This is a genomic window from Streptomyces sp. WAC04114, assembly GCF_019733245.1.
GTDB classification, from domain to species: Bacteria; Actinomycetota; Actinomycetes; order Streptomycetales; family Streptomycetaceae; genus Streptomyces; species Streptomyces massasporeus_A.
In genome coordinates this window covers 62,936-88,982 of record NZ_JAIGQA010000006.1, presented here as the reverse complement: position 1 = coordinate 88,982, position 26,047 = coordinate 62,936, and the positions used below count along the sequence as shown (strand labels likewise).

Genomic DNA, 26,047 nt, shown 5'->3' with positions numbered 1-26,047 from the left:
GCGTGTGCATGGGACCTCCAGGGGCGGCAACGGCCGGGAAACGGACGGGGCTTAGTCATCTAGGCATGCGAAGCGGGTGACCTGCGGAATCCGCAGCCGCATGCGTCTGTGAATTCACTCGGAGAGCAGATGGAACGCCGATGAGGGGTGGCGGGTGGGCGCCCTCGCAATCGAACGCCTACGATCCTCTGTTGTGTCCAAACTGACCGACGTGCCCAAACGGATCCTGATCGGGCGCGCACTGCGCAGCGACCGGCTGGGCGAAACGCTCCTGCCGAAGCGCATCGCACTCCCCGTCTTCGCCTCCGACCCGCTGTCCTCCGTGGCGTACGCGCCCGGCGAGGTGCTGCTGGTCCTGTCGATCGCGGGCGTGACGGCGTACCACTTCAGCCCGTGGATCGCCGTCGCGGTCGTCGTGCTGATGTTCACGGTGGTGGCCTCGTACCGGCAGAACGTGCACGCCTACCCCAGCGGCGGCGGCGACTACGAGGTGGCGACCACCAACCTCGGACCCAAGGCCGGCCTGACGGTCGCGAGCGCGCTGCTCGTCGACTACGTCCTCACCGTCGCGGTGTCGATCTCCTCCGGCATCGAGAACCTCGGCTCCGCGATCCCGTTCGTCGTCGAGCACAAGGTGCTCTGCGCGATCGGCGTGATCGTGCTGCTGACGCTGATGAACCTGCGCGGGGTGAAGGAATCCGGCTCGCTCTTCGCGATCCCGACCTACGTCTTCGTCTTCGGCGTCTTCACCATGATCGCGTGGGGTGCCTTCCGCGGGCTGGTCCTGGACGACACCATGCGGGCACCGACCGCCGACTACGTCATCAAGCCCGAGCACCAGGGCCTGGCCGGCTTCGCACTGGTCTTCCTGCTGCTGCGCGCCTTCTCCTCCGGCTGCGCCGCGCTCACCGGCGTCGAGGCGATCTCCAACGGCGTCCCGGCCTTCCGCAAGCCCAAGTCGAAGAACGCGGCGACCACCCTCGCCATGATGGGCCTGCTGGCCGTCACCATGTTCTGCGGCATCATCGCGCTGGCCGCCGCCACCGACGTCCGCATGGCGGAGAACCCGGCCGAGGACCTCATCCACAACGGCGTCCCGCTCGGCCCCGACTACGTGCAGAACCCGGTGATCTCCCAGGTCGCCGAGGCCGTCTTCGGCGCGGGCAGCTTCCCGTTCATCGTCCTGGCCGCGGCCACCGCGCTGGTGCTGTTCCTCGCCGCCAACACCGCCTACAACGGCTTCCCGCTGCTCGGCTCGATCCTCGCCCAGGACCGGTACCTGCCGCGCCAGCTGCACACCCGAGGCGACCGGCTGGCCTTCTCCAACGGCATCGTGCTCCTCGCCGGTGCCGCCGCACTGCTGGTGGGGATCTACGGCGCCGACTCCACCCGGCTGATCCAGCTGTACATCGTCGGCGTGTTCGTGTCCTTCACGCTCAGCCAGACCGGCATGGTCCGGCACTGGAACCGCCACCTGGCCACGGAGAAGGACCAGGCCAAGCGCCGCCACATGATCCGCTCCCGCGCCATCAACACCTTCGGCGCCTTCTTCACCGGCCTCGTGCTGGTCGTCGTCCTCCTCACCAAGTTCACCCACGGCGCCTGGGTCGCCCTGCTCGGCATGGTGATCTTCTACGCGACGATGACGGCCATCCGGAAGCACTACGACCGGGTCGCCGCCGAGATCGCCGCCCCCGAGGGCCCGAGCGACGACCTCGTACGGCCCTCGCGGGTACACTCGGTCGTGCTGATCTCCAAGATCCACCGCCCGACGCTGCGCGCCCTGGCCTACGCCAAGCTGATGCGCTCGGACACGCTGGAGGCGCTGAGCGTCAACGTCGACCCGGCGGAGACCAAGGCCCTGCGCGAGGAGTGGGAGCGGCGCGGCATCGACGTCCCGCTGAAGGTGCTGGACTCGCCCTACCGCGAGATCACGCGGCCGATCATCGAGTACGTCAAGAGCCTCCGCAAGGAGTCCCCGCGCGACGCGGTGTCCGTGATCATCCCCGAGTACGTGGTCGGCCACTGGTACGAGCACCTGCTGCACAACCAGAGCGCCCTGCGGCTCAAGGGCCGGCTGCTGTTCACGCCCGGGATCATGGTGACCTCGGTGCCGTACCAGCTGCAGTCCTCCGAGGCGGCCAAGCGGCGGGCCCGCAGGCAGCAGGACTGGAACGCGCCGGGCTCGGTGCGGCGCGGTCCCGCGCAGGTGCGGTCGAAGGAGTCCTCCGAGCACAAGAGCTGACGATCGTCCTAGACGACGGCTCGGGTGAAACGGCCGGGTGACAGCCACGTAGACTGGTGGGCTGTTGTCCGGCCGTTTCCGTTCGGCCCTTTCCCTCACGTGTTTTGGAGTCACCCCGCCATGCAGGCAGAACCGAGGAAGTCGCTGGTGGGGGAGGAGTACGAGGTCGAGATCGGCCCCGTCGCCCACGGCGGTCACTGCATCGCCCGCACGTCCGAGGGCCAGGTGCTGTTCGTCCGGCACGCGCTGCCCGGCGAGCGGGTCGTGGCGCGGGTGACGGAGGGCGAGGAGGGCGCGCGGTTCCTGCGCGCCGACGCCGTGACCGTGCTCGACGCCTCCAAGGACCGGATCGACGAGCCCTGCCCGTTCGCCGGCCCCGGCCGCTGCGGCGGCTGCGACTGGCAGCACGCCAAGCCGGGCGCGCAGCGGCGCCTGAAGGCCGACGTCATCGCCGAACAGCTCAAGCACCTCGCCGGGCTCACCCCGGAGGAGGCCGGCTGGGACGGCACGGTGCTGCCCGCGGAGGGCGACAAGGTGCCCGCGGGCCAGGTCCCCGCGTGGCGCACCCGCGTCCAGTACGCCGTCACCGCCGACGGCCGGGCGGGCCTGCGCCGGCATCGCTCGCACGAGGTGGAGCCGATCGACCACTGCATGATCGCCGCGGAGGGCGTCAGCGAGCTGGGCATCGAGAAGCGGTCCTGGACCGGCATGGACTCCGTCGAGGCGATCGCGGCGACGGGCTCCCAGGACCGCCAGGTGATCCTCACCCCGAAGCCGGGCGCGCGCCTCCCGCTCGTCGAGCTCGACCGCCCCGTCTCCGTCCTGCGCGTGGACGAGCGCTCCGGCGGCGTCCACCGGGTGCACGGCCGTCCCTTCGTCCGCGAACGCGCCGACGGCCGCACGCACCGCGTCGGCAACGGCGGCTTCTGGCAGGTCCACCCGAAGGCCGCGGAGACCCTGGTGACGGCGGTCATGCAGGGCCTGCTGCCGCGCAAGGGCGACATGGCCCTCGACCTGTACTGCGGCGTCGGCCTCTTCGCCGGCGCCCTCGCCGACCGCGTCGGCGACCAGGGCGCCGTCCTCGGCATCGAGTCCGGCAAGCGGGCGGTGGAGGACGCGCGGCACAACCTCGCCGACTTCGAGCGCGTCCGCATCGAACAGGGCAAGGTCGAGACCGTGTTGCCGCGCACGGGCATCGAGGAGGTCGACCTGATCGTCCTCGACCCGCCGCGGGCTGGCGCGGGCCGCAAGACGGTGGAGCATCTGGCGTCCCTGAGGGCCCGGCGGATCGCGTACGTGGCGTGCGATCCGGCCGCGCTGGCGCGGGACTTGGCGTACTTCCGGGACGGGGGGTACCGGGTGCGGATGCTGCGGGCGTTCGATCTGTTTCCGATGACGCACCACGTGGAGTGCGTTGCCATCCTTGAACCGGTCGCAAAGGGCGCCTGACCTGCGGTTTCGTGCGTGCGCATTATGCGCGGTGCGGGCGTTACGGGCGATATCCTGACGCTGAAATGACGCTCGTGACGCTCATTTGACGCTCGTTCTGATGGGGTGTCAGGCCCGTTGTGTCCCTGCTCGGCGCTCTGATGGCCACTCTGTGGGGCGGATTTGGCGCCATGAGTCTGATCGACAGTGCGCTGCGACGGGCGGTGGGCGGGAACGTCCAGGCAACACTCTGCCGCCTCGAGCCGTACGATGCAGGCGGCCCAGGTGCCCATCGGCTCCTGGGCAGACCTCCCTCACAGATAGCTGGCATCGGAAGGGTGACAGGCGTATGGCGGCGAACGCCGAACACCTGAAAGCTCTCGTGCGAGCGCACGCCGAAGCCAACGACGACCTCTTCTACAGCGTCGCCCTGCCGCCTTATCTAATCTGCACAGCGGGAGCCGTGCAGCCGTTCTAAGCCGGAATCCTGCCTTCCTCCATGTCCGTGCGCGTGATCGCCACATGGGGAGCGGCGGGGAGGCTGCCCAGCGCCGTGGCGCCAGAGTTACTCCTCATGCCCGACGGGGCGTACGCCGTGAGGACCTTGCCGCAGTGTCACGGTCGGCGCCCGCCCGTCGATCCGTACAGACCGCCGCACGAGGCCCCCCGTCCCCTTGGTCTTCGTCCTCGTTCACCAGTTCCCGTAGTCCTCCACGTAGGTGGCGATCAGCTCGAGCAGGGCGTCGGCCCGGTGCCGGTCCTCGCGTTGCTCGCGCAGGGCCTTGTCGGCCGCCTGGAGGCGGGCCAGGGCGGCCGGTTCACCGTCGACCAGGTCGTCGACCACCGACACCGTGGTGACCAGGTCCAGGCATTCGGTGAGCAGGCGGCGGGTGGCCGGGACGGGGGGAGCAGGGTCGGGGGCGGCGAAGTTGGTGGTCAGGTAGCGCGCGGGGTCGGTGAGGCTCCAGCCGACGACGGTTCCGTGCTGGACGAGGAGCGCGACGTCGGGGGCGCTGCCGATGCGGGCATCCAGTGGTTCGTCGAGGACGTCGAGGTCGCGCAGGCAGGTCAGCACGGCATCGCCGGGAGCGCGGCACAGCACCGTGCACATCTCGTGCCGGAAGTCCTTGACCTCGTCCGCACGGAGCCCGCCCGGGCGCACTTCGGGCGGGACGGTAAGGCGGGCCGAGTCCTCGGCTGAGGCGGACTCTTCCGGAATTCGGAGTTCAGCCCCGACCAGCTGTCGGTCGCTCGGGGCGAAGCGGAAAACGTCGGGGAGGTCCCACAGCAGGTCCTGGCTGCCGAACGTGTCCGCGAGGAACTTCTCCCGTTCCACCCGGTCCGCATAGGGGGAAACGATCAGGAAGGTACCGAGGAGTCGGGGAACGAGGTCGAGCGGCTCGTCCGTCACCGTCGCGGACCAGCCGCCGTCGAACTTCAGTTTCGTCGTCATCACTGCCTCATCTGATCTGTACCGCCGGAGGCTGGAAGCGGCCGTCCTTGGCGGGAATCCTGCCGTTCACGATGTCCTCGTGCGTCACCGGGGCGCCGGGGTCCGTTGGTCTCCCGCCGAGCGCCGTGGCTCCGGAGTCGCCCTTGGCCGTGGCGCTCGGCACGACCGCCGCGGACCGCGCGATGCAGGCCGAGCTGGGCATCGCCTACCTGGCCTCGTCCGAGCGCGCCGACCTGCTCACCACCAAGTCCGTCTACAACGACAACGGCACGCGTGAGCTGGAGGAGTTCGGCCCGCTGCGGCGCGTCGACCTGACCGCGGACCTGAAGTCCGGCACTACCACCCTGGTTGCGGCCGACTCGCCCGGCACTGCCCGGAGCTGGACGGTCAACGAGTACGACGCGGGCCGGCCGACCGACGGCACCGAGGTGGAGAACCAGGTCACCATCGGCGCCCAGGTCCGTGAGCACCCCGGTGTGCACGGCGAGACCGGGGTCGTGCAGACCGCGTACGACTGGGCCAAGGGCCTGCCGGTGAAGTCGGTCCAGGACTCGGGCGGCCTCGCGATCACCACCACGACCGAGTACGACGCGCTGGGCCGTGTGGCCAAGACGTACAACACGGGCAGCACAGGCGCCGACGCGGGCACCGTAGTGACCACGTACTGGTCCGCGACCGGCACCGGCACGTGCGCCGGCCGTCCGGAGTGGGCCGACCTAGTGTGCTCCACCGGACCCGGTGGCGCCATCACCGGCGGCGGCAGCAACCCGGGCCACAGGACGCCATGAAGGACCACGGTGCCGGCTTCGCCGCGCTGGACAAGGACCTGAAGGCGCTGCACGCACTCAAGCCGCAGGACCTGCTGGACCCGGCCAAGGAACCCGACCCGCAAAAACAGTTGAAGCTGCTGGAACAGGCGGTCAAGACCCTCCAGAGCGCCAAACCGCACTTGGACAAGGTCGGCAAGAACCTCGGCAGGGCGACCGACCTGCTGGGGACGCAGAGCGACTCGCTCCTCGCCGTCACCATCCTCACCATCGCGCTGGGCGACTACTACCCGGATTACACACCACCCAAGTACCCCGCGGCCAAGCCCATCTTCGACTTCGAGAAGGACCTCGCCGAGCTCAACGCGGCCTTCGACCAGATGAACGAAGGCTTCGCCCAGATGGACCGCGGACTGCGGACCATGAACGAGGGCGTCGCGGAGGTCAACAAGGGCCTGGCACAGGCGAACAAGGGCATCTCCAAGGCCAACAAGGGCATGAAGGAGATGAATGCGGGCATCGCACAGGCGAACCAGGGCGTCAAGGAGGCGAACAAGCACGTACCCGGGATCAAGAAGGGCGCCCAGAAGCTGCGCGAGATACCGGACATCGACTTCGACTTCTCCCACATCGGTGACACCTGGGGCTCCGGATCCTCGGGCCTGGACGACGCCGAGCAGCAGCGCCGGATGTCCCTCCTGCTGGACTTGTTGCCGGGCATCGGCGACGGCAAGGGCGTCGTCGAGGCCGTCGTCGGCAAGGACCTGGTCACCAGTGACAAGCTCAGCGCCAAGGAGCGGGCGCTGGGCGGCCTCTCCGTACTGCACTGGCTCAGGGCCGGCGGCAAGCTCCTGACGGCGGAGGACGTCAAGAAGGCCCGCAAGGGCGAGGGAGCCGTCCCCTGCAACAGCTTCCCGGCCGGCACTCCCGTACTGATGGCGGACGGCACGCACCTGCCCATCGAGCGGGTGCGCGTGGGCGATGAGGTGCTCGCCACCGACCCGGAGAGCGGGCGCACACAGTCCGAGCCCGTCACGGCCCTCATCACCGGTCACGGCGACAAGGAACTCGTCACGGCCGAGGTGCGCACGGACGACGGCACCTCCTCGGTCACCGCGACCGAGGGGCACCCCTTCTGGATCGAGGACCTCGGGGTGTGGGGCACCGCGGGCGACCTGCGGCCGGGCATGTGGCTGCGCACGAGCGCGGGGACGCACGTACCGGTCAGCGCGGTGTCCGCGTGGACGGCGCAGGACCGGACGGTCCACAACCTCACCGTCGCGGACCTGCACACGTACTACGTGGTGGCGGGCACCACCCCGCTGCTCGTCCACAACGCCAACGGGTGCGGCGTGTGGAAGTCGGAGTTCGACGCCCTCCCGAAGGGCAAGCAGTCACACGTCCGTGAGATGTCCAGCGTCTCCGACATGCGCAAGGCGTTCGAGAAGTGGACCGCCGGCGCGGAGCGCCTGCCCGCACGCGGGCCCAAGATCCCCGAGGTATACAAGCTGGCGGACGGCACGGTCATCCAGTGGCGTACCTCGTCGAGGTCCGGCGGGGAGACGATCGACATCTTCCCCGTCGGCGGGAAGGGCATGAAAGGTACACCTTCCCGATGAATAGGAATCCGGATGAATAGGGACGTCATCGTGTGTGAGCTCCTCGTGGAGGGGCTCGGCGACTGGGTACCCGTGGACAGGCTGATCGGGCTCGCACGCGAAGCGGCCGAGCGGTCGCGGAGCGACTTCAGGGCCGTCGCGATCGAGGTCCTCACCCATCTGGTGCGGGACGGCTTCATGATCGTCGGAGAGCTCGGCGGTGGCGGCTTCGAGGCGTGGCCCGGAAGCGCCGACGAGGTCCTGGAAAGAGCCGTGGCCGCGCTGGATGGTGTCCACTGGGCACCGGCCGGGGGCGGTTTCTGGCTCATGAACACCCCGAAGGGAGACCGTACGGCTGCCGCGTGATCGCGGCGGCCCGGGAGCCCGGGTGAACCATGGTGCCCTTCGTCACGGCCGGTGGCGAAGGGCACCGCGCGTTCCGTGATCAGGTTCCCGGCGCCGTGAAGTGCTACCAGCGTCGCACCGACTGCCTGGCAGACCAACTCGGCTCCGCAGTCGAGGAGATAGAGGGCCAGGCGGGCGCCCGTCTCTCCCGCGCGATCTCCCGCTCGACCGAACTGCGCATGCTCATGCGAAGGGCGGCACCGCCGCTGCGCGTCCCGCGCGTGCTCGGCATCGATGACATCGCCCCCAAGCGTCGGCACCGCTACGCCACCGCGATCATCGACGCCGAGACCCGCGAGCGGATCGACGTCCTGCCCGAGCGCATCGCCCAGACCCTGGCCGCGTGGCTACGTGAGCACCCCGGGGCCGCATACGGCTGCCGCGACGGCTCCGGCTCCTGCGGCGAGGCGATCCGCCAGGCGCTCCCTGAAGCGGTGCAGGTCAGTGACCTGGCAGCTCACCGTAGGCAGCCAGGGCCCGCAACCAAATGGTCCTGCTCGAGCACGTCCAGGGGTGATCGTCCTGCGCACCCCTGGAACGCGAGATCGAGGAGACCTGGCAGAAGCCCCGCAGCGTCGTTCCGCACCTGCGGTCCGCTACGGACTCACCATGAGCGGACGAGCAGCCGCGGGGCCGCCCGGGCGTCGGGACCGGGCGCGCTAGGCGCAGCAGCCGCACCCGGCCGCGCAGGTGCCGCATCCGTCGCCGGCCTCGATGCCGGGGGAGGGGAGGGCTGTGGCGGTGGGTGCGCAGCAGCCCTTCCCCCGCCAGGCGTCGCGGCCTTCGTTCACGGCGATCCCGGCGATGGCGAGGGCGGCGACGGGGTCGGCCCAGGACCAGCCGAGAGTGGCGTTCAGGAGCAGACCGACCAGGAGTACGGCGGACAGATACGTGCACAGCAGGGTCTGCTTGGAGTCTGCGACGGCGGATGCGGAGCCGAGTTCCCGGCCGGCCCGGCGCTGGGCGGCGGACAGGAACGGCATGACCGCGAGCGAGAGAGCGGCGATGACGATCCCGGGAACGGATCGTTCGGCCTCCCCGGTGCCGGTCAGGGCGCGGATCGCGTCCAAGGAGACGTAGGCGGCGAGGGCGAAGAAGGAGACCGCGATGATACGCAGGGCGCGCTGCTCGCGGGCATCGCGGACGGCGGGGTCGGAGGCGGAGAACTGCCAGGCGACGGCGGCTGCTGAGGACACCTCGATGACCGAGTCGAGCCCGAAGCCGATGAGGGCGGTCGAGGAGGCGGTCGTACCGGCGGCGATCGCGACGACCGCCTCGAAGACGTTGTAGATGATGGTCGCGGCGACGAGGAACCGTATGCGACGGGAGAGTGCCTCGCGTCGTGCGGGTGAGGGGTCGAGGGATGTCGACACGTCGGCGGTCACGGTCAGCAGCACCCCTTCTCGGCGGCGTCCGCGCACGTCCGGTCGGTCTCGACGGCGACCACGGCGGTGCGCAGGTCGTCGAGGGCGTGGGCGAGGCGTTCGTGGGCGATCTCGTACCGGGTGCGGCGGCCGTCGGGAACGGTGACCACCAGCCCGCAGTCACGCAGACACGCGAGGTGGTTCGACAGGCGGGTCCGGGAGATACCGAGGGCTTCGGCGAGGTCGGCCGGGTAGGCGGGCGCGTCGCGCAGGGCGAGCAGGACGCGGCAGCGGATGGGGTCGGCGAGTGCGCGGCCGAAGCGGGCCAGCACCTCGACGTCGGAGGCAACGATCAGCACGCCACAAAAGTACACGAAATCCTGAATCCAGGAAATCCTGAATCCAGCATCCGTGGATCCGGGCTGCTCGTGTTCACCGTCCGCCTCGGTGATCCCGCCGTGCCCACCTCTCCGTGCGCTCAGCCACGGGACGTGGAGGTGCGAGGTGGTGCCTGGGCCGGTTCGGCCGGGTGCGGCTCCCCGGGAAGGAAGGTCACCTGCGGTGCGCCGGTGCGGGGATGGGTGGCCACCTCGCTCGTCACGCCGTAGACCTCGGCCAACAGTTGTGGTGTGAGGACCTCCAACGGCGGGCCCGATGCAATGACCTGGCCGTCGCGCAGGACGTACAGGCGGTCGCAGTAGTAGGCCGCGAGGTTCAGGTCGTGCAGGGCGACGAGCACCGTGGCCGGCAGGCGGCGCAGCGTGTTCAGGACGTCCAGCTGGTGGCGGATGTCGAGGTGGTTGGTCGGCTCGTCCAGGACGAGGAGGGAGGGCTGCTGGGCGAGGGCGCGGGCGATGAGGACGCGCTGGCGTTCGCCGCCGGAGAGGCGGTCGAAGGGGCGATGGGCCAGGTCTGTGGCGTCCACCGCGTCCAGGGCCGTATCGATCAGCTCGGCGTCCTCGGGGGTGTCGCCGTCGAGGAGTCGTTTGTGCGGGGTGCGGCCCATCGCGACGACCTCACGCACGGACAGGTCGAAGTCGGCGCCCGACTCCTGGACCACCGCCGCGACCGTCCGGGCCAGTTGCCGCACGGGCAGCGACCAGGCGTCCGTGCCGTCGACCCTGACATGGCCGGCGGCGGGGCGCAGGACGCGGTAGACGGTGCGCAGGAGGCTGGACTTGCCGCTGCCGTTGGGGCCGACGAGGCCGATGACTTCGCCGGGGCGGGCGGTCAGGGAGACGTCCTCGACGAGGCGGTGCGCGCCGGCGGTGAGAGTGACGCCGTCGACGACGAGTTCCGTGGCGGTCATGCCCCTCCTTGGTCCGTGGTCCTGCGGGCGTCGCGGCGCATCAGCCACAGGAAGAACGGGCCGCCGCACAGCGCGGTGAGCACGCCGACGGGTATCTCCATCGGCGCGGCGACGACACGTGCTGCGATGTCGGCCCAGATGAGGAAGACGGCGCCGCCTAGGGCGGCCGTCGGCAGGACACGGCGATGGTCGCCGCCGACGGCGAGGCGGACGATGTGCGGCAGCATCAGGCCCACGAAGCCGATCGGTCCGCAGGCCGCGACCAGGATGCCGGTGACGAGGGAGAGCAGGACGAACATGCGGGCACGGAAGCGGGCCACGTCCAGCCCCATCGTGGTCGCGGCCTCCTCACCGGCGAGCAGCAGGTTGAGGTTGCGGGCCTGGACCATGAGGACGGCGATGCCCAGGAGCAGGGCGGCGCCGGGCAGCCACAGGGTGTCCCAGTTGACGCCGCCGAGGCCGCCGAGGGTCCAGGCGAGGACCGCGCGGGCCTCGTTGCCCCGGTCGGTGGTGAGCAGGAGCAGGTCGAGCACGGCGGTGAGTACCGCGGCGATGGCCACGCCGGAAAGGACCAGTCGTGCGGAGGTGATCCGGCCGCCGGTGCGGGCGGTGGCGTAGACGAGCAGCAGTGCCCCGAGCGCCCCCGCGAACGCGGCGGCCGACAGCGACACCGGTCCGAGCAGGGTGACCCCGAAGACGATCACCACGACGGCACCCAGGGACGCCCCGGAGGAGACGCCGAGCAGGTAGGGCTCGGCGAGCGGGTTGCGGATCAGGGCCTGCAGGGCGGTGCCCACCACCGCGAGTCCGGCGCCGGCCACGGCCCCGAGGAGGACACGGGGGGCGCGGACGTCCAGCACGATGGTCTCCCGCGCCCGTGACCACTCCGGCTCCGCCCAGTCGGCGCCCAGTGCGTGCGTCACGATGCCCCACACCTGTCCCGGCGGCACCTGCACCGAGCCGATCGCCAGGCCCGCCGTGGCGGAGACCACCAGCAGGACGGCCAGCACGGCGAGTGTGACCGCGAGACCGGCCGGGCCGGGCCGCCTGTCGTCCCGCGCCCCCGGTTTCACGGCCCGCCCGGCGGCATCGGTGACCGGAGCCGTCACCGGAAGCTCTCGGGGTGGATGCCGCGGGCCAGGTCCTCCACCGCGTAGGCGGACCGCACGCCGACCAGGGTGGCGGTCAGCGGCAGGACGACGAACCGCTTGTTCCTGATGGCGGGCACGTCCTTCAGCGCGGTCTGGGACAGCAGGAACTTCTTCTTCTGCTCGACGCTTCCCGCGCCGGCGTAGTCGTAGATCGCGATGACTTCCGGCTTGCGGTCGAGGACCTGCTCCCAGGAGACGTCACCGAAGACGTCGTCGAGGTCGGCGAAGACGTTCTTGCCGCCGGCCAGCCGGATCAGTTCGGTGCCGAGGCTCTTGCCGCCCGCGGTGAAGGCGGACTTGTCGCCGCTGTCGTAGACGAAGACAGGGACCTCGGGTGCGCCTTCGACGGCGGTGGTGGCCTTGCCGACCCTCGCCCGGAGGTCGGAGACCAGTTCGTCCGCGCGGTCGGGTACGCCGAAGATCCTGCCGGCGGTGCGGACTTCTTCGTAGGTGTCCTTCATCGTCACGCGCTTCTTGCCGCAGTACTCGCGGTTGAGGTGGGTGTCGATGCCGGCGTCGGCGAACGCCTTGCGGGAGCGGCCCTCGTTCTCCGCGAAGGCACTGCCGTAGCCGCCGTAGACGAGATCCGGCTCGGCCTCGAGGACGGTCTCGAAGGACGGTTCCTTCTTCGCCAGTTCGGGGATCGACTCGTAGTCGTTCCTCAGCTCGGGCAGGACGGCGGAGTCGGGGAAGGCGGTGCCGACCATGCGGTCCTTGAGCCCCAGGGAGAGCAGGAGTTCCGCCGGGTGCTGGTGGATGGTGACGACGCGGGCGGGTGCCTTGTCGTACGTCGTCTTCACGCCGCAGTTGTCGATGGTGACGGGGAAGCCGTCGGCCGACGCGGCTGTGGCTTTCGCGTCCTGGGCGGTGTCCTGCGAGGATCCGCAGCCGGCGGTCAGCAGGGCCGCCGACACGGCCACGGCCGCGGCCGTAGCCCGCAGGGCACGGCGTCGGCGGGCAGGGGTGGACAGCGGGGGACGGGACGTGCCGTCGTACACGTGAAGCCTCCTGGGGAGTCCGCGCTCCTCGGAACGGGCCCGCGACAGGCCAGTGTCCTGACTCCCGGATCGACGCTCCCCCTGCCTTCCCGCGCGGCGCGCAGTGGCGTTTCGAAGGGTGCACTCCCCGGTCACAGTGGCGGGACCGTGCCGGATTCGCACCGGCTTCCTGTCTCCCGTCGCGGTGATGACCCGCTGATACTACGGTCTGCCGAGAAGTGGCCAACAGGGCGTGCGGAACCGTCCGAGCGCCCCCGCCGGATCTCACGCCCCGCGTACCGCCCGCACCACCAGCCGCTCGGCGTTCTCGTCGTAGGGGCGGCCATCGAAACCGCCGAAGATCTCCACCGGGCCGAAGCCCGCCTCCTCCACCATCCGCCGCAGCTCGACCGCGCTGTACACGAACCACACCAAAGTGGCGCGTGTCACCCGCTCGCCCCGGACCAGGACCCAGTCGCTGCGCAGCCGCGCCCAGTCGTCCAGCACGGTGTCGGTCTGCACCATCAGGTCCTCGCCCCGCCGCACCACCTTCGGCGGAGTGACCTTGCGGGCCAGCAGCTCCTTGCCGGCCAGGTCCAGGACGAGGGTGCCGCCGGGGGCCAGGCAGGTGTGCATGGTGCGCAGGACACGGGCGTTGTCGGCCGGGTCCTCGAAGTAGCCGAACGAGGTGAACATGTTGAGGACGACGTCGAAGGCGCCCGGTGCCTCGTACGCGCGGGCGTCGGCCCGCACGTACGTGACCTGGACGCCCGCGTCGGCCGACCGCTTGCGTGCCCGGTCCAGCATGGCGGGGCTCAGGTCGACCCCGGTGACGTGGTGGCCGCGGCGGGCGAGCGGAACCGTGAACACACCGGGGCCGCAGCACAGGTCCAGCACCCGGGCCCCGGCGGGGAAGGCCAGCAGGGGAGAGGTGCCGAGCAGTTCCTCGGCCTGCGCGTGGCGCTGCTCGGAGAAGAGGAAGTCGTGGAACTCGGTCCAGAAGTCATCGTCCTGGAACCCGCCCGTCCGTGTCATGCGCTCTCAGTGCTCCTTCGTCGTGGTGGGTGCGGGGGTGAGGGTGTCGCGCCTTGCGGGTGCGCAGTGCCAGGAGCAGCGGCGGCAGCACCAGGCACTGCGCCGCGGCCAGCAGCCAGAACCAGCCCGCGTGCCCGGCGTGTTCGGTGAGTCCGTAGAGTTGCCCGCCCAGTACTCCGCTGGCGCAGGCGCCGAGTCCCGCGGCCAGCCGCTGCCGCCCGAAGACGACGGCGTCCGAGCGCGGGCTGCGGCGCAGGGCCTCCAGGTCGTTCTTCAGGAACAGGACGATGTCGCCCAGGGTGATCAGGGCCCCGCCCGCCAGCAGGGCAGGCCGGGTGCCGATCGCCAGTACCGCGAGCCCGGCCGCCAGGCCCGTGAAGCCGACCGCGAGGGCCGTCGCGTAGGGCATGCGCCGGATCAGGCCGGACGCGAGGGGCTGGACGACGATGACCAGGGTGAAGCAGAGCAGCAGGACCAGGCTGTAGAAGGCGCTGGACGCCCGCTCGACGGCGTACACCGCCAGGAAGTGCTGGAAGTGGAAGTAGAGGTAGAAGGCGAGCGCGTTGGCGGCGAACGGCAGCACCGCCGGCCCGGTGAGCAGACCCCGCCCTCCTGTCTCCGGCCCCCGTTCCCGCTCGCCCTTGGTGTCGGGGAGCCGGGCGTGGCCCGCCGTGACCAGGACGAACAGCGCCGTGACGGCGACGAACAGCCAGCCGGGGGAGGACAGTACGAACGGCCCCGCGATCAGCGGTCCCACCGCCATCCCCGCGTTGAGCGCCGCGTTCCCCGCCGACAGGAAGGCGGGACGGCGTTCGTCGTCCACTCCGTGCACGAGGTACGCCTTGTTGGCCGGCAGGTACAGCGCGGCGCCGCAGCACGTCAGGACGAGCGCCCCGACGGCCAGGGGCGGCCAGCGCAGGGCGAGCAGGAGGCCCACGAATCCGGCCGTGCGGATGATCAGGGCCCACAGCATCGTGCGGCGCAGCCCGATGCGGTCCGCCAGGGCCCCGCCCGCGATCCCTCCGGAGAACTGCACGAGGGACGCCACGGCCAGGACGATGCCGACCGTGCCGAGCCCCATCCCGAGCCGTTCGTGCAGGAACACCGACATGAACGGCAGCACCATGAAGCTGCCGAGCGGGATCAGGAACGAGCTGAGCAGCAGGAAACGCGGCGGGCCGTCGAGCGTGGACAGCGCGGCCCGCAGGCCGGTGCCGCCCGGTGCGTGGTCAGCCACCGGCGTCCCCGGTCCCGGGGAACGGCTCCGTGAGCACCCGTACGGCGTTGGCGGCGGCCACCGCGTGGTGCGTGGCCAGTTCCGCGGTCTCGGCTTCCGCGTAGACGATGCCCGCGTAACCGCGGCTGTCGGCCAGGTGCTCGACGGGGTCGCCGACGGATCTCACCGGGTACCAGGCCGGTGAGCCCGGCATGTCCGCCAGGCGGTCGAGCCCGGCGACGCCGGTGAACACTCCGGGTGCGGCCGGGTAGCCCAGGACGAACGCGACCGCCGGAGCGCCGGGCAGGTCCGCGTCCATGAGGCGGGGACGGCGCCCGAGGGCGGCCTCGATCATCGCCTCGTAGACGTTGACGCCGAGCGCCCGGCACATGCCCTCCCCGATCAGGGCGCCTCCGATCCGGGGGTTGACCTCGACGACCTCCGGCCCGCCGGTGGTCAGGACGAACTCCACGTGCGCGAAGCGGTCGGTGTAGCCGATTGCCGCGAGCACGTCACCGAGCCACCGCTCCAGCACGGCCCGCCGCGCCTCGGGGAAGGCCACGGGGAACGCGGTGATCTCCTCCCGGAAGTACGGCTCCGGTGACATCAGCCTGCTGGAGACGCCCAGCAGCCGGGTCCGGCCGGCCCAGGTGAGGGTCTCGGCGCTGTACACCGGCCCGCTGAAGTACGGCTCGGCGAACAGCCGCCCTTTCAGCTGCCGCCCGGGCGCCTCGGCCAGGGCCGCGTCCAGTTCCGCCTCGTCGCGGACCAGCCAGACGTTCTGACTGCCGGTACCCGCGGTGTCCTTAAGAACGGCGGGCAACCCCACCTCCTTGAGCAGCACGTCCCTCGGTTCCGCCCCGTTCGCCTCCAGGGCGCGCCCGCGCGTCAGGCCGGCGTCGTGCAGCCGGTTGCGCACGGCCGCCTTGTCCCGGGTCAGCCGCAGTACGGCCGGATCGAGGCCGGGCAGGCCGAGGCGGTCGGCGAGTTCGGCGCCGGCCAGGGTCCAGGTGTCGGTGGAGCTGATCAGGCCGCGCAGCCGGGGTGTCCGGCGCAGCAGATCCGTGAGCCCCTCCACGTCGAAGGTGTCGGTGACGACGACATCGAGGGCGTCCGGCGGAAGTCTCTCCAACTCGTAGGCGTAATAGGCGCGGTCGCGGGTGAGCAGGGTGAGCCGTTCGCCGAGTGCGTCGGCGGCGCGCACCAGGTGTCCGAGGCCGAAGGTGAGTGACTCCAGGCAGGCGACGGTCATGCGGCCCGCTCCTTCCAGTCGTCCGGGCAGGCGGTGCGCCGCCACTCCATCCGGGACCAGGGCATGCTCATCTCCTCGGGGGCGGAGACCTCGGCCGGTTTCAGCGCGGCGGGGTCCAGAGCTTCGGTGTGCCGGGCGAAGACGCGTTCGACGTAGCGGTGTCCGGTGTCGGCGCCGATCACCAGGTGCAGCCGGTCGGGATGGCGCCGGGCCTCGTACGTGGCGGTCAGGTATCCGGCTCCGGTGGAGAGTCCGGCGAAGACGGCGTGGTCGCGCAGCAGGGCGACCGTGCCGGACATGGCGTGGGTGAAGTCCAGCCAGTGCACGGCGTCGTAGAGATGGTGGCGGACGTTGTCGAAGACGATCGACGAGCCGATGCCGGCGATGATCGCCTCCGGGTCGTGGTGCTCCTGGCTGCCGAAGGTGACGCTGCCGAAGGGCTGGACGCCGACCAGCCGGACCGAGGGGTCGGTGACGCGCAGGCGCTCCACGAGGCCGCCCGTGGAGGCTCCGGAGCCGACTCCTCCGACGACGGTCAGCGCGGCCCGGGGGAACGCGGCCGTGATCAGGTCGGCGACCTCGTGGTAGCCGAGGTAGTGGACGTCGTCGTGGTACTGGCGCATCCAGTGCCAGTCGGGACGGCCGGCGAGGAGCTCCTTCACCCGCCGCACCCGTAACTCCTGGTCCAGCTTGAGGTTCTTGGAGGGTCTGACCTGTTCCACGGTGGTGCCGAGGATCTCCAGTTGGGCGCGGGTGGTGGTGTCGACGGTGGTGGACGCGACGATGTGGCAGCGCATGCCGTAGCGGTGACAGGCCAGCGCCAGGGCATAGGCGTAGATGCCGCTGGAGCTGTCGATCAGGGTCTGTCCGGGGCGGATCGTGCCGCGCTCCAGCAGGTGGCGGACGGCGGCGAGCGCCGAGTAGATCTTCATCGACTCGAACCGGACCAGGACGAGGCCGTCGGTGAGCCGGACGAGATCGGGGACCTTCAGGGCGTCGGCGATGTGGGGGTGGGTCACCCATAGCCTCCTCGGGCGAAGGAACACTGGTGGCCGAGCGAGTGGAAGAAGGCGGACAGGTCGGACTTCAGGTCGGCGTCGGGGCGGCCGGGGAAGAGATAGCCGATCAGGCAGCCCGTGTGGGCAACGAAGACGCCGTCGGCGCCGAACCGCTCCTGGTGGGCGAGCATGCGGTCGAACACCGCCTTGGGCAGCACCCGTTGGGACAAGGCGGCGCTGGTGGTGGCCGCCCGTGCGACGGCGGCCGGATCGCCGGAGGCGAAACCCTTCAGCAAGTCGGTCAGGCACCGTTGGTACTCCTCCCCGTGCCGCCGGTAGTGCGCCAGCAGCAGGTCGGTGACGGCGGCGGTGTCCACCGTCCCGGGCTCGGTGACGTACGCGGTGTGGAAGCCGATGTCCGTGCCCAGACGCCGCACCACCCGGTGCCGGCCGCTGAGGTACAGCGCGAACTCGTCGAGGAAGACGCTGTCGGCGCGCTCGATCGCCGCGAGGACGCCGAGGACCAGGTCCGCGTCGTACGGCAGGGCGAAGAGCCTAAACAGGCAGCGCAGGGCCGCCACGATGTCGGCGGTCGAACTCGCCATCCCCACGCCCGTCCGCAGATCGGAGTGGGCGCTCCAACGGCCCGGTGGCAGCGTGAGGCCGAAGTGCTTCAGGAAGAGCCGGGCCGCGAGCGCGGCCTTCTCCCCGAGCGGCGGCGGGTCCGGCGGATCCGTCCCGTGGGTGAAGTGCACCCAGGAGTGGCGGTCCACCGGGAACGACACGACGGCGATGTCGGGATCGGGGCCTGCCCGCAGCGGTCCCTGGTACAGCTCACCCAGGGTGCCGTGGCAGACACCGGAGACGGTACGGCCCGTCACGAACCCCTCCTCCTGTCCGCGTCCTGGAATGCGACCGGGGAGAAGGCACCGTGCGGGGGCGTGCCCCGCGGGTATCCCGTCCGTACCGCCGACCCAGTCCTCGAGGTCACCGTGCACAGCCCGCACAGCACGTACGGGCGCAGTGGGCAGGTCTTCGGACTCGTGGGCTCGCTCACCGGGGACACCGGTCACCGGCGGGCACCTACCGGCCGTCGCTTCCCGGACCCCAACCGACTCGGGCCCAGTGCTGTTGACGGCTTTCGTTCCCACTCACCGCTGCGGGACAGTCCCGGATTCCCACCGGGTTCCCTCTTGCGTCGTGCCACCTGACCCGGACGGGCAGGAGGCTCGAACCGACTGCGGACATCAGCGTAGGCTGGCTCACGCCGCCGCGGCAGAGGGCGCAGCGTCAGTTGTCCGGATGCGATCGGTCGCGTGGCGCGTCGGGCCCGGCGGCACCCCGTCCGCTCCGGACGGCGGTCTGGCCGAATGCGCCCCTCCGTCTCTCCGGCAACCCCCGCCACACTGGTACGTCGACGTGACCCGCTCCTCCCTTCGGAGGATCACGCCGGGAAGGACCAGGATGCTGCCGGAGACGACCCCGGAGGACGACGACTCGACGGCCCCGCCGCCCACCCGTGACAAGCGTCCACCCGAACGCGTCGACCTGCGCGCCGACCTGCGCGCCGCGCTCCCCGACGCGGGCGCCGCCGTCCTGGTCACGGTCGGGGTCTTCGGGTTCCTGTACGCCCGCATGCAGTCGGGTGACTCGGTGACGGTCGCGGTCATGCCGTTCATGGACGACGCGGGCACGTACTGGATGTACCTGCTCAGCCAGGCGTTCGGCTGGTCGGGCCTGCTGTGGGCCTGGGGCACGGTCATGCTCGGTCTGCTGCTTTCGGGGCCACGCCCCGTCCGGCTGCCGGTGTCCCGGCAGGTGCTGGAACGCTGGCACCGCACCACGAGCCTCACCACGATGGCCCTGATGTTCGCGCACGCGCTGATGTTCGCTGCCGAACTCGTTCGCTACGAGGGGCAGTTGTCGTGGGCCGAGCGGTTGTGGGCGGGGTTCGCCGACACGTTCGTGCCCGGCTGGTACGACTCCGGCACCGGCCGGATCGCCATCCCGCTGGGGCAGGGCGCTCTGTATCTGGCCATCCCCCTGGGCCTGTTGTTCTACGTCCGGCACCGCATCGGTGCCAACACCTGGCGCCGGCTGCACCGCTTCGTCGTCGTCGTGTACGTGCTGAGCGTGTGGCACACCCTGCTGTACGGCACCAACGTCTGGTACGGCGAGTGGCCGCGCACCGTGCTGTGGCTGCTGCAACTCCCCGTCGCGGCGCTGCTGATGGCCCGACTGCTGCGTCCCGCCCGGCGCGCCGAGCGACTGGGCGCACCTCGGCGCGGGGGCGTGACATGGCCGGGCTGGACGGTCCGGGCCGTCGGCCGGGTGGCCGCGGGCGCCGTCGTGGTGGGCCTCGTCCTCGTGGTGGCGTCCGGCCGCGACGGTGGCCGGGAACGCCCGGCCGAGCCGCCCGCGACGAGTCCGCACGCGCACGAGCCCGAGTGATCCACGGCCGCACATCCGGGAGCGGCGGGGAACCCCGGGGCGAATCTCCCGGAGAGGTACCGTGACGGCTTGGTCGAGGCGGGACGAGAGGGCGTCCGGCGCCGAGGTGCCTGTCGCATCGCCGTCTGCCTGGACGGCTCAGAGCGGTAGCGGGACGAGTCCGCGGGCAGGGTGGCGAGGGCCGAGGAAGACGATGACGGCCTTGCCGTCGGGGCACGGGTGGGTGGCCTGGGGCCAGCCCTGCCGATGGTAGAAGGCCATGGCCCAGGGCGCCTGGGCGGAGGTGAGCAGCCAGGAGCGGCCCCCCTGGGCACCCCTGGGTGACCGCGTCCAGCAGCCTTCCGGCGAGCCCCCTGCCGTGCGCGCGGGGCCGCACGGCGAGTTCGTCCACCTCGAAGGCGCCGCACAGCCAGTCCTCGGCCCGCCTGGAGCCGAGGCCCGCGGCGGCCTGCGGAGAGCAGCGGTCCGTGGGGAAGGGCGAGGGCGTTGTCCACCCGCCGGCGAAGCCCAGGAGTGCTTCCCGGGCGTGATCGTTGCTGTTGTACGCACGGTGTCAGCGTCCCGTTCCCGCCCCCAGACGTGCCGTTGTCTCCATGAGCGAGACGGTGAAGGGGTGGCTCGGCTCGGTGAGGACGCGCCGGGCCGGGCCCTGTTCGACGAGTTCGCCGGCGTCCAGGACGGCGATGCGGTGGGCCAGGACCGCGGTGTCCAGGTCGTGGGTGATCAGGATCAGGGACAGGTCGTCGCGGTCGCGGAGCAGTGCGGTGAGGGTGTCCAGGATGCCGCGGCGGGTGACCGTGTCCAGGCCGGAGGTGATCTCGTCGCAGATGAGGACGCGGGGCCGGGCGAGGAGGGCGCGGGCGAGGGCGGCCCGTTGGAGTTCGCCGCCGGACAGTTGCCCGGGGCGTCGGTGCACCAGGTCCGGTGGGAGGCCGAGCCGGGTGAGGGTGGCCAGGGCCTCGGTCTCGGCTGAGTGGTGGTCCGCGCCGCGCAGCCGGATCGCGGTGCGGGCGACCTGGTGCAGCACGGGGCGGTGCTCGTCGAACGCGGCGCGGGCGTCCTGGAACACGTACTGCACGGCGGCCAGTTGGGCGCGGCTGCGGTCGCGCAGGCTGCGCGGCAGGGTGATGTCGTCGAGGAGGATGCGTCCGTCGTGGTCGCGGTGGAGTCCGGCCAGGCAGCGGGCGAGGGTGGTCTTGCCGCTGCCGGATCGGCCGACGACGGCCAGGCATTCGCCGGGGTGCAGGTCGAGTTCGGGGGTGCGCAGTACCACGGTCCTGCCGCGCGCCCCGTCGTGGTGGCGGGCGGTGAGGTCGCGTATGCGCAGGACGGGCTCTGCGGGTGCGTAGTCGGCCGTGGTGTCGGACTCGGTGAACGATGGCTGCTGGTCGAGCAGTTCGCGGGTCCATTCATGCCGGGGGGCGAGCCACAGGCGCTGCGCCGGGCCCGACTCCACCACTCGGCCGGCCCGCATGACGAGAACGTCGTCGGCGAGGGCTCGTACGACGTCGAGGTCGTGGCTGAGCAGGACTACGGCGATACCGCGGGCCGCGACGGCGGCCAGCTGGTCGACGATGCGGCTCTTGGTCAGGGCGTCCTGGCCGGTGGTGGGTTCGTCCGCGACGATGACGCGGGCGCCGAGCAGGAGTGCCTGGGCGAGGACGACGCGTTGCTGCTGGCCTCCGGAGAGCTGGTGCGGGTAGCGGCGCAGCAGTGCCTCGGCGTCTTGGAGCTGGGCCTCGGCGAGGGCATGCAGGACGCGTTCACGGGCGGCTGCTCGACGCCGGCCGCGGGGCAGGTGGCGTATCTGGGCGCGGGCGATGTCGGTGAGGAGGGCGGTGATGCGGCGGGCGGGGTTGAGGACGGCCGCCGGGTGCTGGGGGATGTAGCCGACCTGGCCGTCGGCCGCCAGGCGTACGTCGCCGGTGACGCGGGCGCCGGGCGGGTACTCGCCGAGCAGGGCCAGGCCGGTGGTGGTCTTGCCGCTGCCGGAGGCGCCGACCAGGGCGGTGACCTTGCCGGGCAGGGCCTGGAGGCTGACTCCGTCGACGATCGCGTGGCCGTCGATCTCGACGCGCAGGCCGCGGATCTCGGCCACGGGCTCGGTGGTGGTGTCGTACTCGTGGCTCACGGGCGTGCTTCCTTCTCAGGCCGGCGCCGGAGCGTCACGGTTCGGGCGAGGGCGTCTCGCCTGCCGCTCTTGTCCAGCGCGGCGTCGAACAGGAGGTTGGTGCCCATCGTCAGGGCGACGATCAGCAGCGCGGGGACGACCACGGCCCACGGCTGGACGAACAGGCCGGTGCGGCCCTGGTCCACCATCACCGCCCAGTCGGCGGCGTCCGGTGCGACACCGACGCCGAGGAACGCGGCCGTGGCGACCAGGTAGAGCACGCCGGTCAGCCGGGTGCCGGCGTCTGCGGCCAGGGTGCGCAGCATGGAACGGCCGACGTAGCCGACGGCCATGCGCCACCACGTCTCGCCCTGCATGCGCAGTGCCTCGACCGCGGGACGGGCGGCCACCTCCGCGGCGGCGGCGCGCACGATGCGGGCCGCGTCGGGCACGTTGACCAGCGCCACCAGGAAGGCCAGGCCGACGGTGCCGGGGGAGAACACCGTGGCGGCCAGCAGGATCAGCAGCAGCGACGGGACGGCGAGCAGCACGTCCAGCGGACGCATCAGCAGCTCCTCCAGCCGGCGGTGGTGGGTGAGTGCGCTGACCAGGCCGACCGGGAGGGCGACCAGGTAGGACAGGGCGGTGGCGGCGAGGGCGGTCAGCACGACCGGGCGGCCGCCGTGCAGCACCTGCCGCCACACGTCGCGGCCGACGAAGTCGGTGCCGAGCCAGTGGCCGTCGCCGAGGGTGAAGGACGCGGAGCGCGGGCCGGGATCACCGGCGAAAAGGGGGCCCAGGAGGGCGAGGACAAGGGGTACGGCGATGACGGTCACGCCGAGGGCGAAGCGGCCCGTACGCGGGTTCCTCACGCGGCCACCCCCGCCCGGGGCGCGAGGCGGTGGGCGACGAGGTCGGCGCCGAGGTTGAGGACGACGGTGAGCACGCCGAAGACGACGGCGAGGCCCTGGACGACGGGTATGTCGCGTTCGGCGACGGCGCCCAGCAGGACGGTGCCGAGTCCGGGGATCACGTAGAGGGCCTCCACGACGATGACGCCGGACAGCAGCCAGTCGATGGTGCGGGCGAGTTGCTGGGCGGCGGGGGCGAGGGCGTTCGGCAGGGCGTGGGTGTAGCGGACGCGGGCGCCGGAGATGCCGTAGCGGCGGGCCTGTGCCGCGTACGGGGAGGCGAGCGCGTCGATCATGCCGGCGCGCACCAGGCGGGACAGGGAGCAGACCGGGCGGGCGAGCAGGACCAGCACCGGCAGGACGAGAGCGGCCGGGTGGCCGAGCAGGTCGGTGCCGTAGCCCACCGCCGTCGGCGGCAGCCAGCCGAGCTTCAGGGCGAGGACGGTCACCAGCAGCACGCCGAGGGCGAACTCGGGGACGGCGTACACGGCGAGCGTCGCGGAACTGATCAGCCGGTCGACGAGACCTCCCTCGTGGCGGGCGGCCAGTACGCCCAGACCGAACCCGGCCGGGACGAGCAGAGCGATGGTGAGTGCGGCCAGCAGCAGGGTGGGGCCGAAGCCGTCGGCGATGTACTGGCTGACGGGCCGTCCGGAGGTCAGGGAGGTGCCGAGGTCGCCGTGGAGCAGCCCGGTCGCCCAGTCGGCCAGCCGTTCGTACGCGGGCCGGTCCAGGTGCATGGCCTCGCGAATGGCCTCGATGCGTGCCGGGTCGGGCTGGTCGCCGGCGAGGGCGACCGCGGCGTCGCCCGGCAGCGCCTCGGTGAGCGCGAAGACCAGCAGCACGACGGCCACGGTCTGCACGGCGCCGAGGAGCAGCCGCCGGGCGACGAAGGAACGCAGTCCGCTCACGCGAGCCAGACCTTGTCGAAGCGGGCCCAGTCGAGCGTGTTGGCGGGTGCCTTGTTCTCAACCCCCTTCACGGTCTTGGCCGTTCCGATGATCCAGTCGGCGAAGCCCCAGATGAGGAAGCCGCCCTCGGCGTACAGGCGGCGCTGCATGCGCTCGTAGACGGCGGTCCGTTCGGTCTTGTCGCGGGTGGACTGCGCCTGCTGGTAGAGGGCGTCGAAGTCCTTGTGCTGCCACTTGGTGGCGTTGGTGGTGGAGTCGGTGAGCAGGCGCTGGGAGATGTGGGCCTCGATGGGCATGGCGCCGGAGCGGTAGCAGGACAGGGTGCCGCCGTCGAGGATGTCGCTCCAGTAGGAGTCCTTGCTGCCCACCTTCACGTCGATCGTGACGCCGGCCTTCTTCGCCTGGTCACGGAAGATGCTGGCGGATTCCGTGAACCCGGCGGCGACAGGCGAGGTGTCGAGGGTGACCCTCAGATTCTCGGCGCCGGCCCGCTTCAGCAGGGCGCGCGCCTTGTCGAGGTCCTGCTCGCGCTGAGGCAGGCCGGCGGCGTAGTACTCGTAGCCCTTGCCGAACAGGTCGTTGCCGATCACACCCGCGCCGGACAGGGCACCGTCGACGAGTTCCTGGCGGTCGGCGATGAGGAAGAACGCCTGGCGCACCCGCTTGTCGTCGAAGGGGGCACGGTCGGTCTTCATGCAGAACGCCTGCATGGCGCTGTTACGGAGCCGCACGATCTCGATCTGCCCCTTGCCCTCATGGGCGCGTGCGGTGGTGGGGTTGAGCTCGTGGGCGTACTCGACCTGTCCGCCGAGCAGGGCGTTGACGCGGGCCGACTCCTCGTTGGCGACGACGAACTCGATCTCGTCGAGGAGCGGGGCGCCTTCCCAGTGGTCGTCGTAGCGGCGGAAGACGGCCGAGCGGCCGGGGGCGAAGGAGACGAACCGGAACGGGCCGGAGCCGATGGGCTTCTTGTCGAACTCGGTGGCGTTCTCGGGGACGATGTACGCGCCGAACGCGGCCAGGACGCTGGGGAACTCGGCGGTCGGCCGCTTGAGCACGAACTCGATCGACCGCTCGCCGGTGGCCCGGCTGGCGTCGAGGTCGATCGGCTCCAGGGACGCCTTGGCGCGGAACGCCTGCTTGGGGTCGGCGATGCGGCGGTAGCTGTAGAGGACGTCCTTGGCGGTGACGGGTCTGCCGTCGTGGAAGGTGGCCTCGCGCAGGGTGACCTGCCAGCGGTCCAGGGTCTTGTTCGGCTCCCACTTGGTGGCGAGGCGGGGCTGGGCGGAGAGGTCGGCACCGTAGTCGGCGAGCTTGTCGAAGAGGGCCTTGGCGCGGGCGGCGTCGGCGAAGAGGCTGGCCAGGTGCGGGTCGAGGGTCTCGCTGGCACCCCCTCCGGCGAAGGCGGCGCGCAGGCGCCCACCCCGCTTGGGAGTGCCGTCGCCCTTGCCCTCGCCGCGGTCGGTGGAGCCGGAGCCGCCGCATCCGGCGAGGGCGAGTGTGCCGAGCGAGGCGGCGCCCGTGGCGGCGAGGAAGCCGCGGCGGCGCAGGCCGGGGAAGCGGTCGGGCGCGGGGCTGTGGTGGATGGGTTCGTTGTGCATGCGGGTTTTCCTCGCGGTGTTGTTGGACGTGGGGGGCGTCATGGGGTGGCGGGCGCGGTGAGGCGGGCGACCACGTGCAGTCGGTCGGCGTCCGCCGTCTCGCCCGGTAGCAGGCCCTCGTGCCAGGGCGGCTCGGTGCGGGGGCCTGGTCCGTCGTGGAGTTCGAGGACCTCGAAGCCGTGTTCGGAAAGGAGGTGGCGCAGTTCCTGCGGGAACAGCAGCCGCCAGGCGGAGCGCTGCTCGACGGGCTCCGATCCGTCGTCCGCGGACCACACCCGCCTCCGGCGCAGGAGTTGGGCCGTACGGTCCACGGTGAGCGTCGTGGTGGAGCGGTAGGCGGTGCCCTGCCAGGTGAACGCGTTGACCCTGGGGGTGTCGAGCAGGTCCGTACGGCCCAGGAAATAGGCGCCGTTGCGCATCTCGGCAACCAGCAGCCCGCCCGGCGTGAGCGCGTGCCGGCAGGAGGCGAGGAAGCCGTCGAGCTGGTCGTTGGTGTGGCAGTACAGCAGGGCGCTGTCCAGGCACACGACGGCGTCGAACACGCCCTGGCCCAGGTCGAAGTCGTGCAGGTCGGCGCGGACGTAGCCGGGTCCGCGGTGGTGGTTTCGGGCGTGGGCGAGCATGGTCTCGGAGAGGTCGGCGCCGGTGACGGTCCGGCCGGCGGAGTGCAGGTGGGCGGCATCACGGCCGGTGCCGCAGCCCATGTCCAGGACGCGTGGGCCCGCGCTGTGCCGTTGCAGGCAGTCCTCGGTCCAGCGTCCGGCGAGCCGGTCGGGGTCGGGGAAGCGGGCCTCGTACAGCCCGGGGTTGTCGGTGAGCAGGTTGCGCATGTCCTGCGGGGTGGTCGCACGGGTCATGGTGGCCC

21 protein-coding genes, 3 pseudogenes and 2 riboswitches are annotated in these 26,047 nt (G+C 71.4%); of the genes and pseudogenes, 7 read left to right on the top strand and 17 right to left on the bottom strand.

All coding sequences use genetic code 11. From position 1 onward, the window contains the following. Positions 1–193: 193 nt before the first annotated feature. Complete coding sequence (locus tag K4G64_RS03740) at positions 194–2,245, top strand: APC family permease (protein WP_221754563.1); 2,052 nt, start codon at positions 194–196, stop codon at positions 2,243–2,245. Positions 2,246–2,365: 120 nt separating this feature from the next. Continuing rightward, positions 2,366–3,694, top strand: coding sequence for a class I SAM-dependent RNA methyltransferase (locus K4G64_RS03735; RefSeq protein WP_221754562.1), 1,329 nt, complete (start codon positions 2,366–2,368; stop codon positions 3,692–3,694). Between the two features lie 670 nt (positions 3,695–4,364). Here the strand turns inward: K4G64_RS03735 and K4G64_RS03730 are convergent. Further along, positions 4,365–5,126 carry a hypothetical protein gene (locus tag K4G64_RS03730; protein ID WP_221754561.1) on the bottom strand — a complete coding sequence of 254 codons (762 nt, stop codon included), beginning with the start codon at positions 5,124–5,126 and terminating at the stop codon, positions 4,365–4,367. A 146-nt stretch (positions 5,127–5,272) separates the two neighbouring features. Here K4G64_RS03730 and K4G64_RS03725 point away from each other — a divergent pair. The 4 genes and pseudogenes from K4G64_RS03725 to K4G64_RS03710 all read left to right on the top strand — a co-directional run. Continuing rightward, positions 5,273–5,896 (top strand): annotated as a pseudogene (locus K4G64_RS03725) (sugar-binding protein); the annotation flags it as partial. A 14-nt stretch (positions 5,897–5,910) separates the two neighbouring features. Next, positions 5,911–7,512 carry a polymorphic toxin-type HINT domain-containing protein gene (locus K4G64_RS03720; protein WP_221754560.1) on the top strand — a complete coding sequence of 534 codons (1,602 nt, stop codon included), beginning with the start codon at positions 5,911–5,913 and terminating at the stop codon, positions 7,510–7,512. A gap of 30 nt (positions 7,513–7,542) precedes the next feature. Then, a complete protein-coding gene (locus K4G64_RS03715) occupies positions 7,543–7,857 on the top strand; it encodes a hypothetical protein (protein ID WP_221754559.1) in 315 nt (104 codons plus the stop codon). A gap of 71 nt (positions 7,858–7,928) precedes the next feature. Beyond that, positions 7,929–8,345: pseudogene (locus K4G64_RS03710) on the top strand (transposase); the annotation flags it as partial. A gap of 210 nt (positions 8,346–8,555) precedes the next feature. Here the strand turns inward: K4G64_RS03710 and K4G64_RS03705 are convergent. The 10 genes from K4G64_RS03705 to K4G64_RS03660 form a co-directional block, all read right to left on the bottom strand. Continuing rightward, complete coding sequence (locus K4G64_RS03705; protein WP_221754558.1) at positions 8,556–9,281, bottom strand: cation transporter; 726 nt, start codon at positions 9,279–9,281, stop codon at positions 8,556–8,558. 2 nt (positions 9,282–9,283) lie between these two features. After that, on the bottom strand, positions 9,284–9,619 hold the full coding sequence (locus tag K4G64_RS03700) for a helix-turn-helix transcriptional regulator (RefSeq protein ID WP_221754557.1): 336 nt from the start codon (positions 9,617–9,619) through the stop codon (positions 9,284–9,286). A 119-nt stretch (positions 9,620–9,738) separates the two neighbouring features. Further along, complete coding sequence (locus K4G64_RS03695; RefSeq protein ID WP_221754556.1) at positions 9,739–10,569, bottom strand: ABC transporter ATP-binding protein; 831 nt, start codon at positions 10,567–10,569, stop codon at positions 9,739–9,741. Next, positions 10,566–11,678 (bottom strand): iron ABC transporter permease, encoded by a 1,113-nt coding sequence (locus K4G64_RS03690; protein WP_221754555.1) that lies wholly within the window; start codon positions 11,676–11,678, stop codon positions 10,566–10,568. The genes K4G64_RS03695 and K4G64_RS03690 overlap by 4 nt, the downstream gene beginning before the upstream one ends. Continuing rightward, positions 11,675–12,718, bottom strand: coding sequence for an ABC transporter substrate-binding protein (locus tag K4G64_RS03685; protein WP_221754554.1), 1,044 nt, complete (start codon positions 12,716–12,718; stop codon positions 11,675–11,677). The genes K4G64_RS03690 and K4G64_RS03685 overlap by 4 nt, the downstream gene beginning before the upstream one ends. Before the next feature lie 29 nt (positions 12,719–12,747). Next, positions 12,748–12,929, bottom strand: a riboswitch (cobalamin riboswitch). Positions 12,930–12,982: 53 nt separating this feature from the next. After that, positions 12,983–13,732 (bottom strand): class I SAM-dependent methyltransferase, encoded by a 750-nt coding sequence (locus K4G64_RS03680; RefSeq protein ID WP_221754553.1) that lies wholly within the window; start codon positions 13,730–13,732, stop codon positions 12,983–12,985. Beyond that, a complete protein-coding gene (locus K4G64_RS03675) occupies positions 13,701–14,969 on the bottom strand; it encodes an MFS transporter (protein WP_221754552.1) in 1,269 nt (422 codons plus the stop codon). The genes K4G64_RS03680 and K4G64_RS03675 overlap by 32 nt, the downstream gene beginning before the upstream one ends. Next, positions 14,962–16,200, bottom strand: coding sequence for an ATP-grasp domain-containing protein (locus K4G64_RS03670; RefSeq protein WP_221754551.1), 1,239 nt, complete (start codon positions 16,198–16,200; stop codon positions 14,962–14,964). Before K4G64_RS03670 ends, K4G64_RS03675 begins: the two co-directional genes overlap by 8 nt. Further along, entirely contained in the window at positions 16,197–17,219 is a 1,023-nt protein-coding gene (locus tag K4G64_RS03665; protein ID WP_221754550.1) for a cysteine synthase family protein, read from the bottom strand. Before K4G64_RS03665 ends, K4G64_RS03670 begins: the two co-directional genes overlap by 4 nt. Beyond that, positions 17,216–18,079: a hypothetical protein gene (locus tag K4G64_RS03660; protein ID WP_221754549.1), complete on the bottom strand. Its 864-nt coding sequence runs from the start codon at positions 18,077–18,079 to the stop codon at positions 17,216–17,218. Before K4G64_RS03660 ends, K4G64_RS03665 begins: the two co-directional genes overlap by 4 nt. Positions 18,080–18,206: 127 nt before the next feature. Continuing rightward, positions 18,207–18,452: riboswitch (cobalamin riboswitch) on the bottom strand. Positions 18,453–18,662: 210 nt separating this feature from the next. Between K4G64_RS03660 and K4G64_RS03655 the strand changes: the two genes are divergently transcribed. Further along, complete coding sequence (locus tag K4G64_RS03655; protein ID WP_221754548.1) at positions 18,663–19,649, top strand: ferric reductase-like transmembrane domain-containing protein; 987 nt, start codon at positions 18,663–18,665, stop codon at positions 19,647–19,649. A gap of 138 nt (positions 19,650–19,787) precedes the next feature. Here K4G64_RS03655 and K4G64_RS39810 read toward each other — a convergent pair. From K4G64_RS39810 to K4G64_RS03630, 6 genes and pseudogenes are all read right to left on the bottom strand, one after another. Further along, positions 19,788–20,163: pseudogene (locus tag K4G64_RS39810) on the bottom strand (GNAT family N-acetyltransferase); the annotation flags it as partial. A 39-nt stretch (positions 20,164–20,202) separates the two neighbouring features. Next, entirely contained in the window at positions 20,203–21,780 is a 1,578-nt protein-coding gene (locus K4G64_RS03650) for an ATP-binding cassette domain-containing protein (RefSeq protein ID WP_308122208.1), read from the bottom strand. Continuing rightward, positions 21,777–22,631 carry an ABC transporter permease gene (locus K4G64_RS03645; RefSeq protein ID WP_221754547.1) on the bottom strand — a complete coding sequence of 285 codons (855 nt, stop codon included), beginning with the start codon at positions 22,629–22,631 and terminating at the stop codon, positions 21,777–21,779. The genes K4G64_RS03650 and K4G64_RS03645 overlap by 4 nt, the downstream gene beginning before the upstream one ends. After that, positions 22,628–23,581, bottom strand: a complete 954-nt coding sequence (locus K4G64_RS03640; protein WP_221754546.1) for an ABC transporter permease — start codon at positions 23,579–23,581, stop codon at positions 22,628–22,630. Before K4G64_RS03640 ends, K4G64_RS03645 begins: the two co-directional genes overlap by 4 nt. After that, the gene (locus K4G64_RS03635) at positions 23,578–25,182 is read right to left on the bottom strand and encodes an ABC transporter substrate-binding protein (RefSeq protein ID WP_221754545.1); all 1,605 of its coding nucleotides are present in this window, start codon (positions 25,180–25,182) and stop codon (positions 23,578–23,580) included. Before K4G64_RS03635 ends, K4G64_RS03640 begins: the two co-directional genes overlap by 4 nt. Before the next feature lie 38 nt (positions 25,183–25,220). Continuing rightward, positions 25,221–26,039, bottom strand: a complete 819-nt coding sequence (locus tag K4G64_RS03630; RefSeq protein WP_260459951.1) for a bifunctional 2-polyprenyl-6-hydroxyphenol methylase/3-demethylubiquinol 3-O-methyltransferase UbiG — start codon at positions 26,037–26,039, stop codon at positions 25,221–25,223. Positions 26,040–26,047 lie beyond the last annotated feature (8 nt).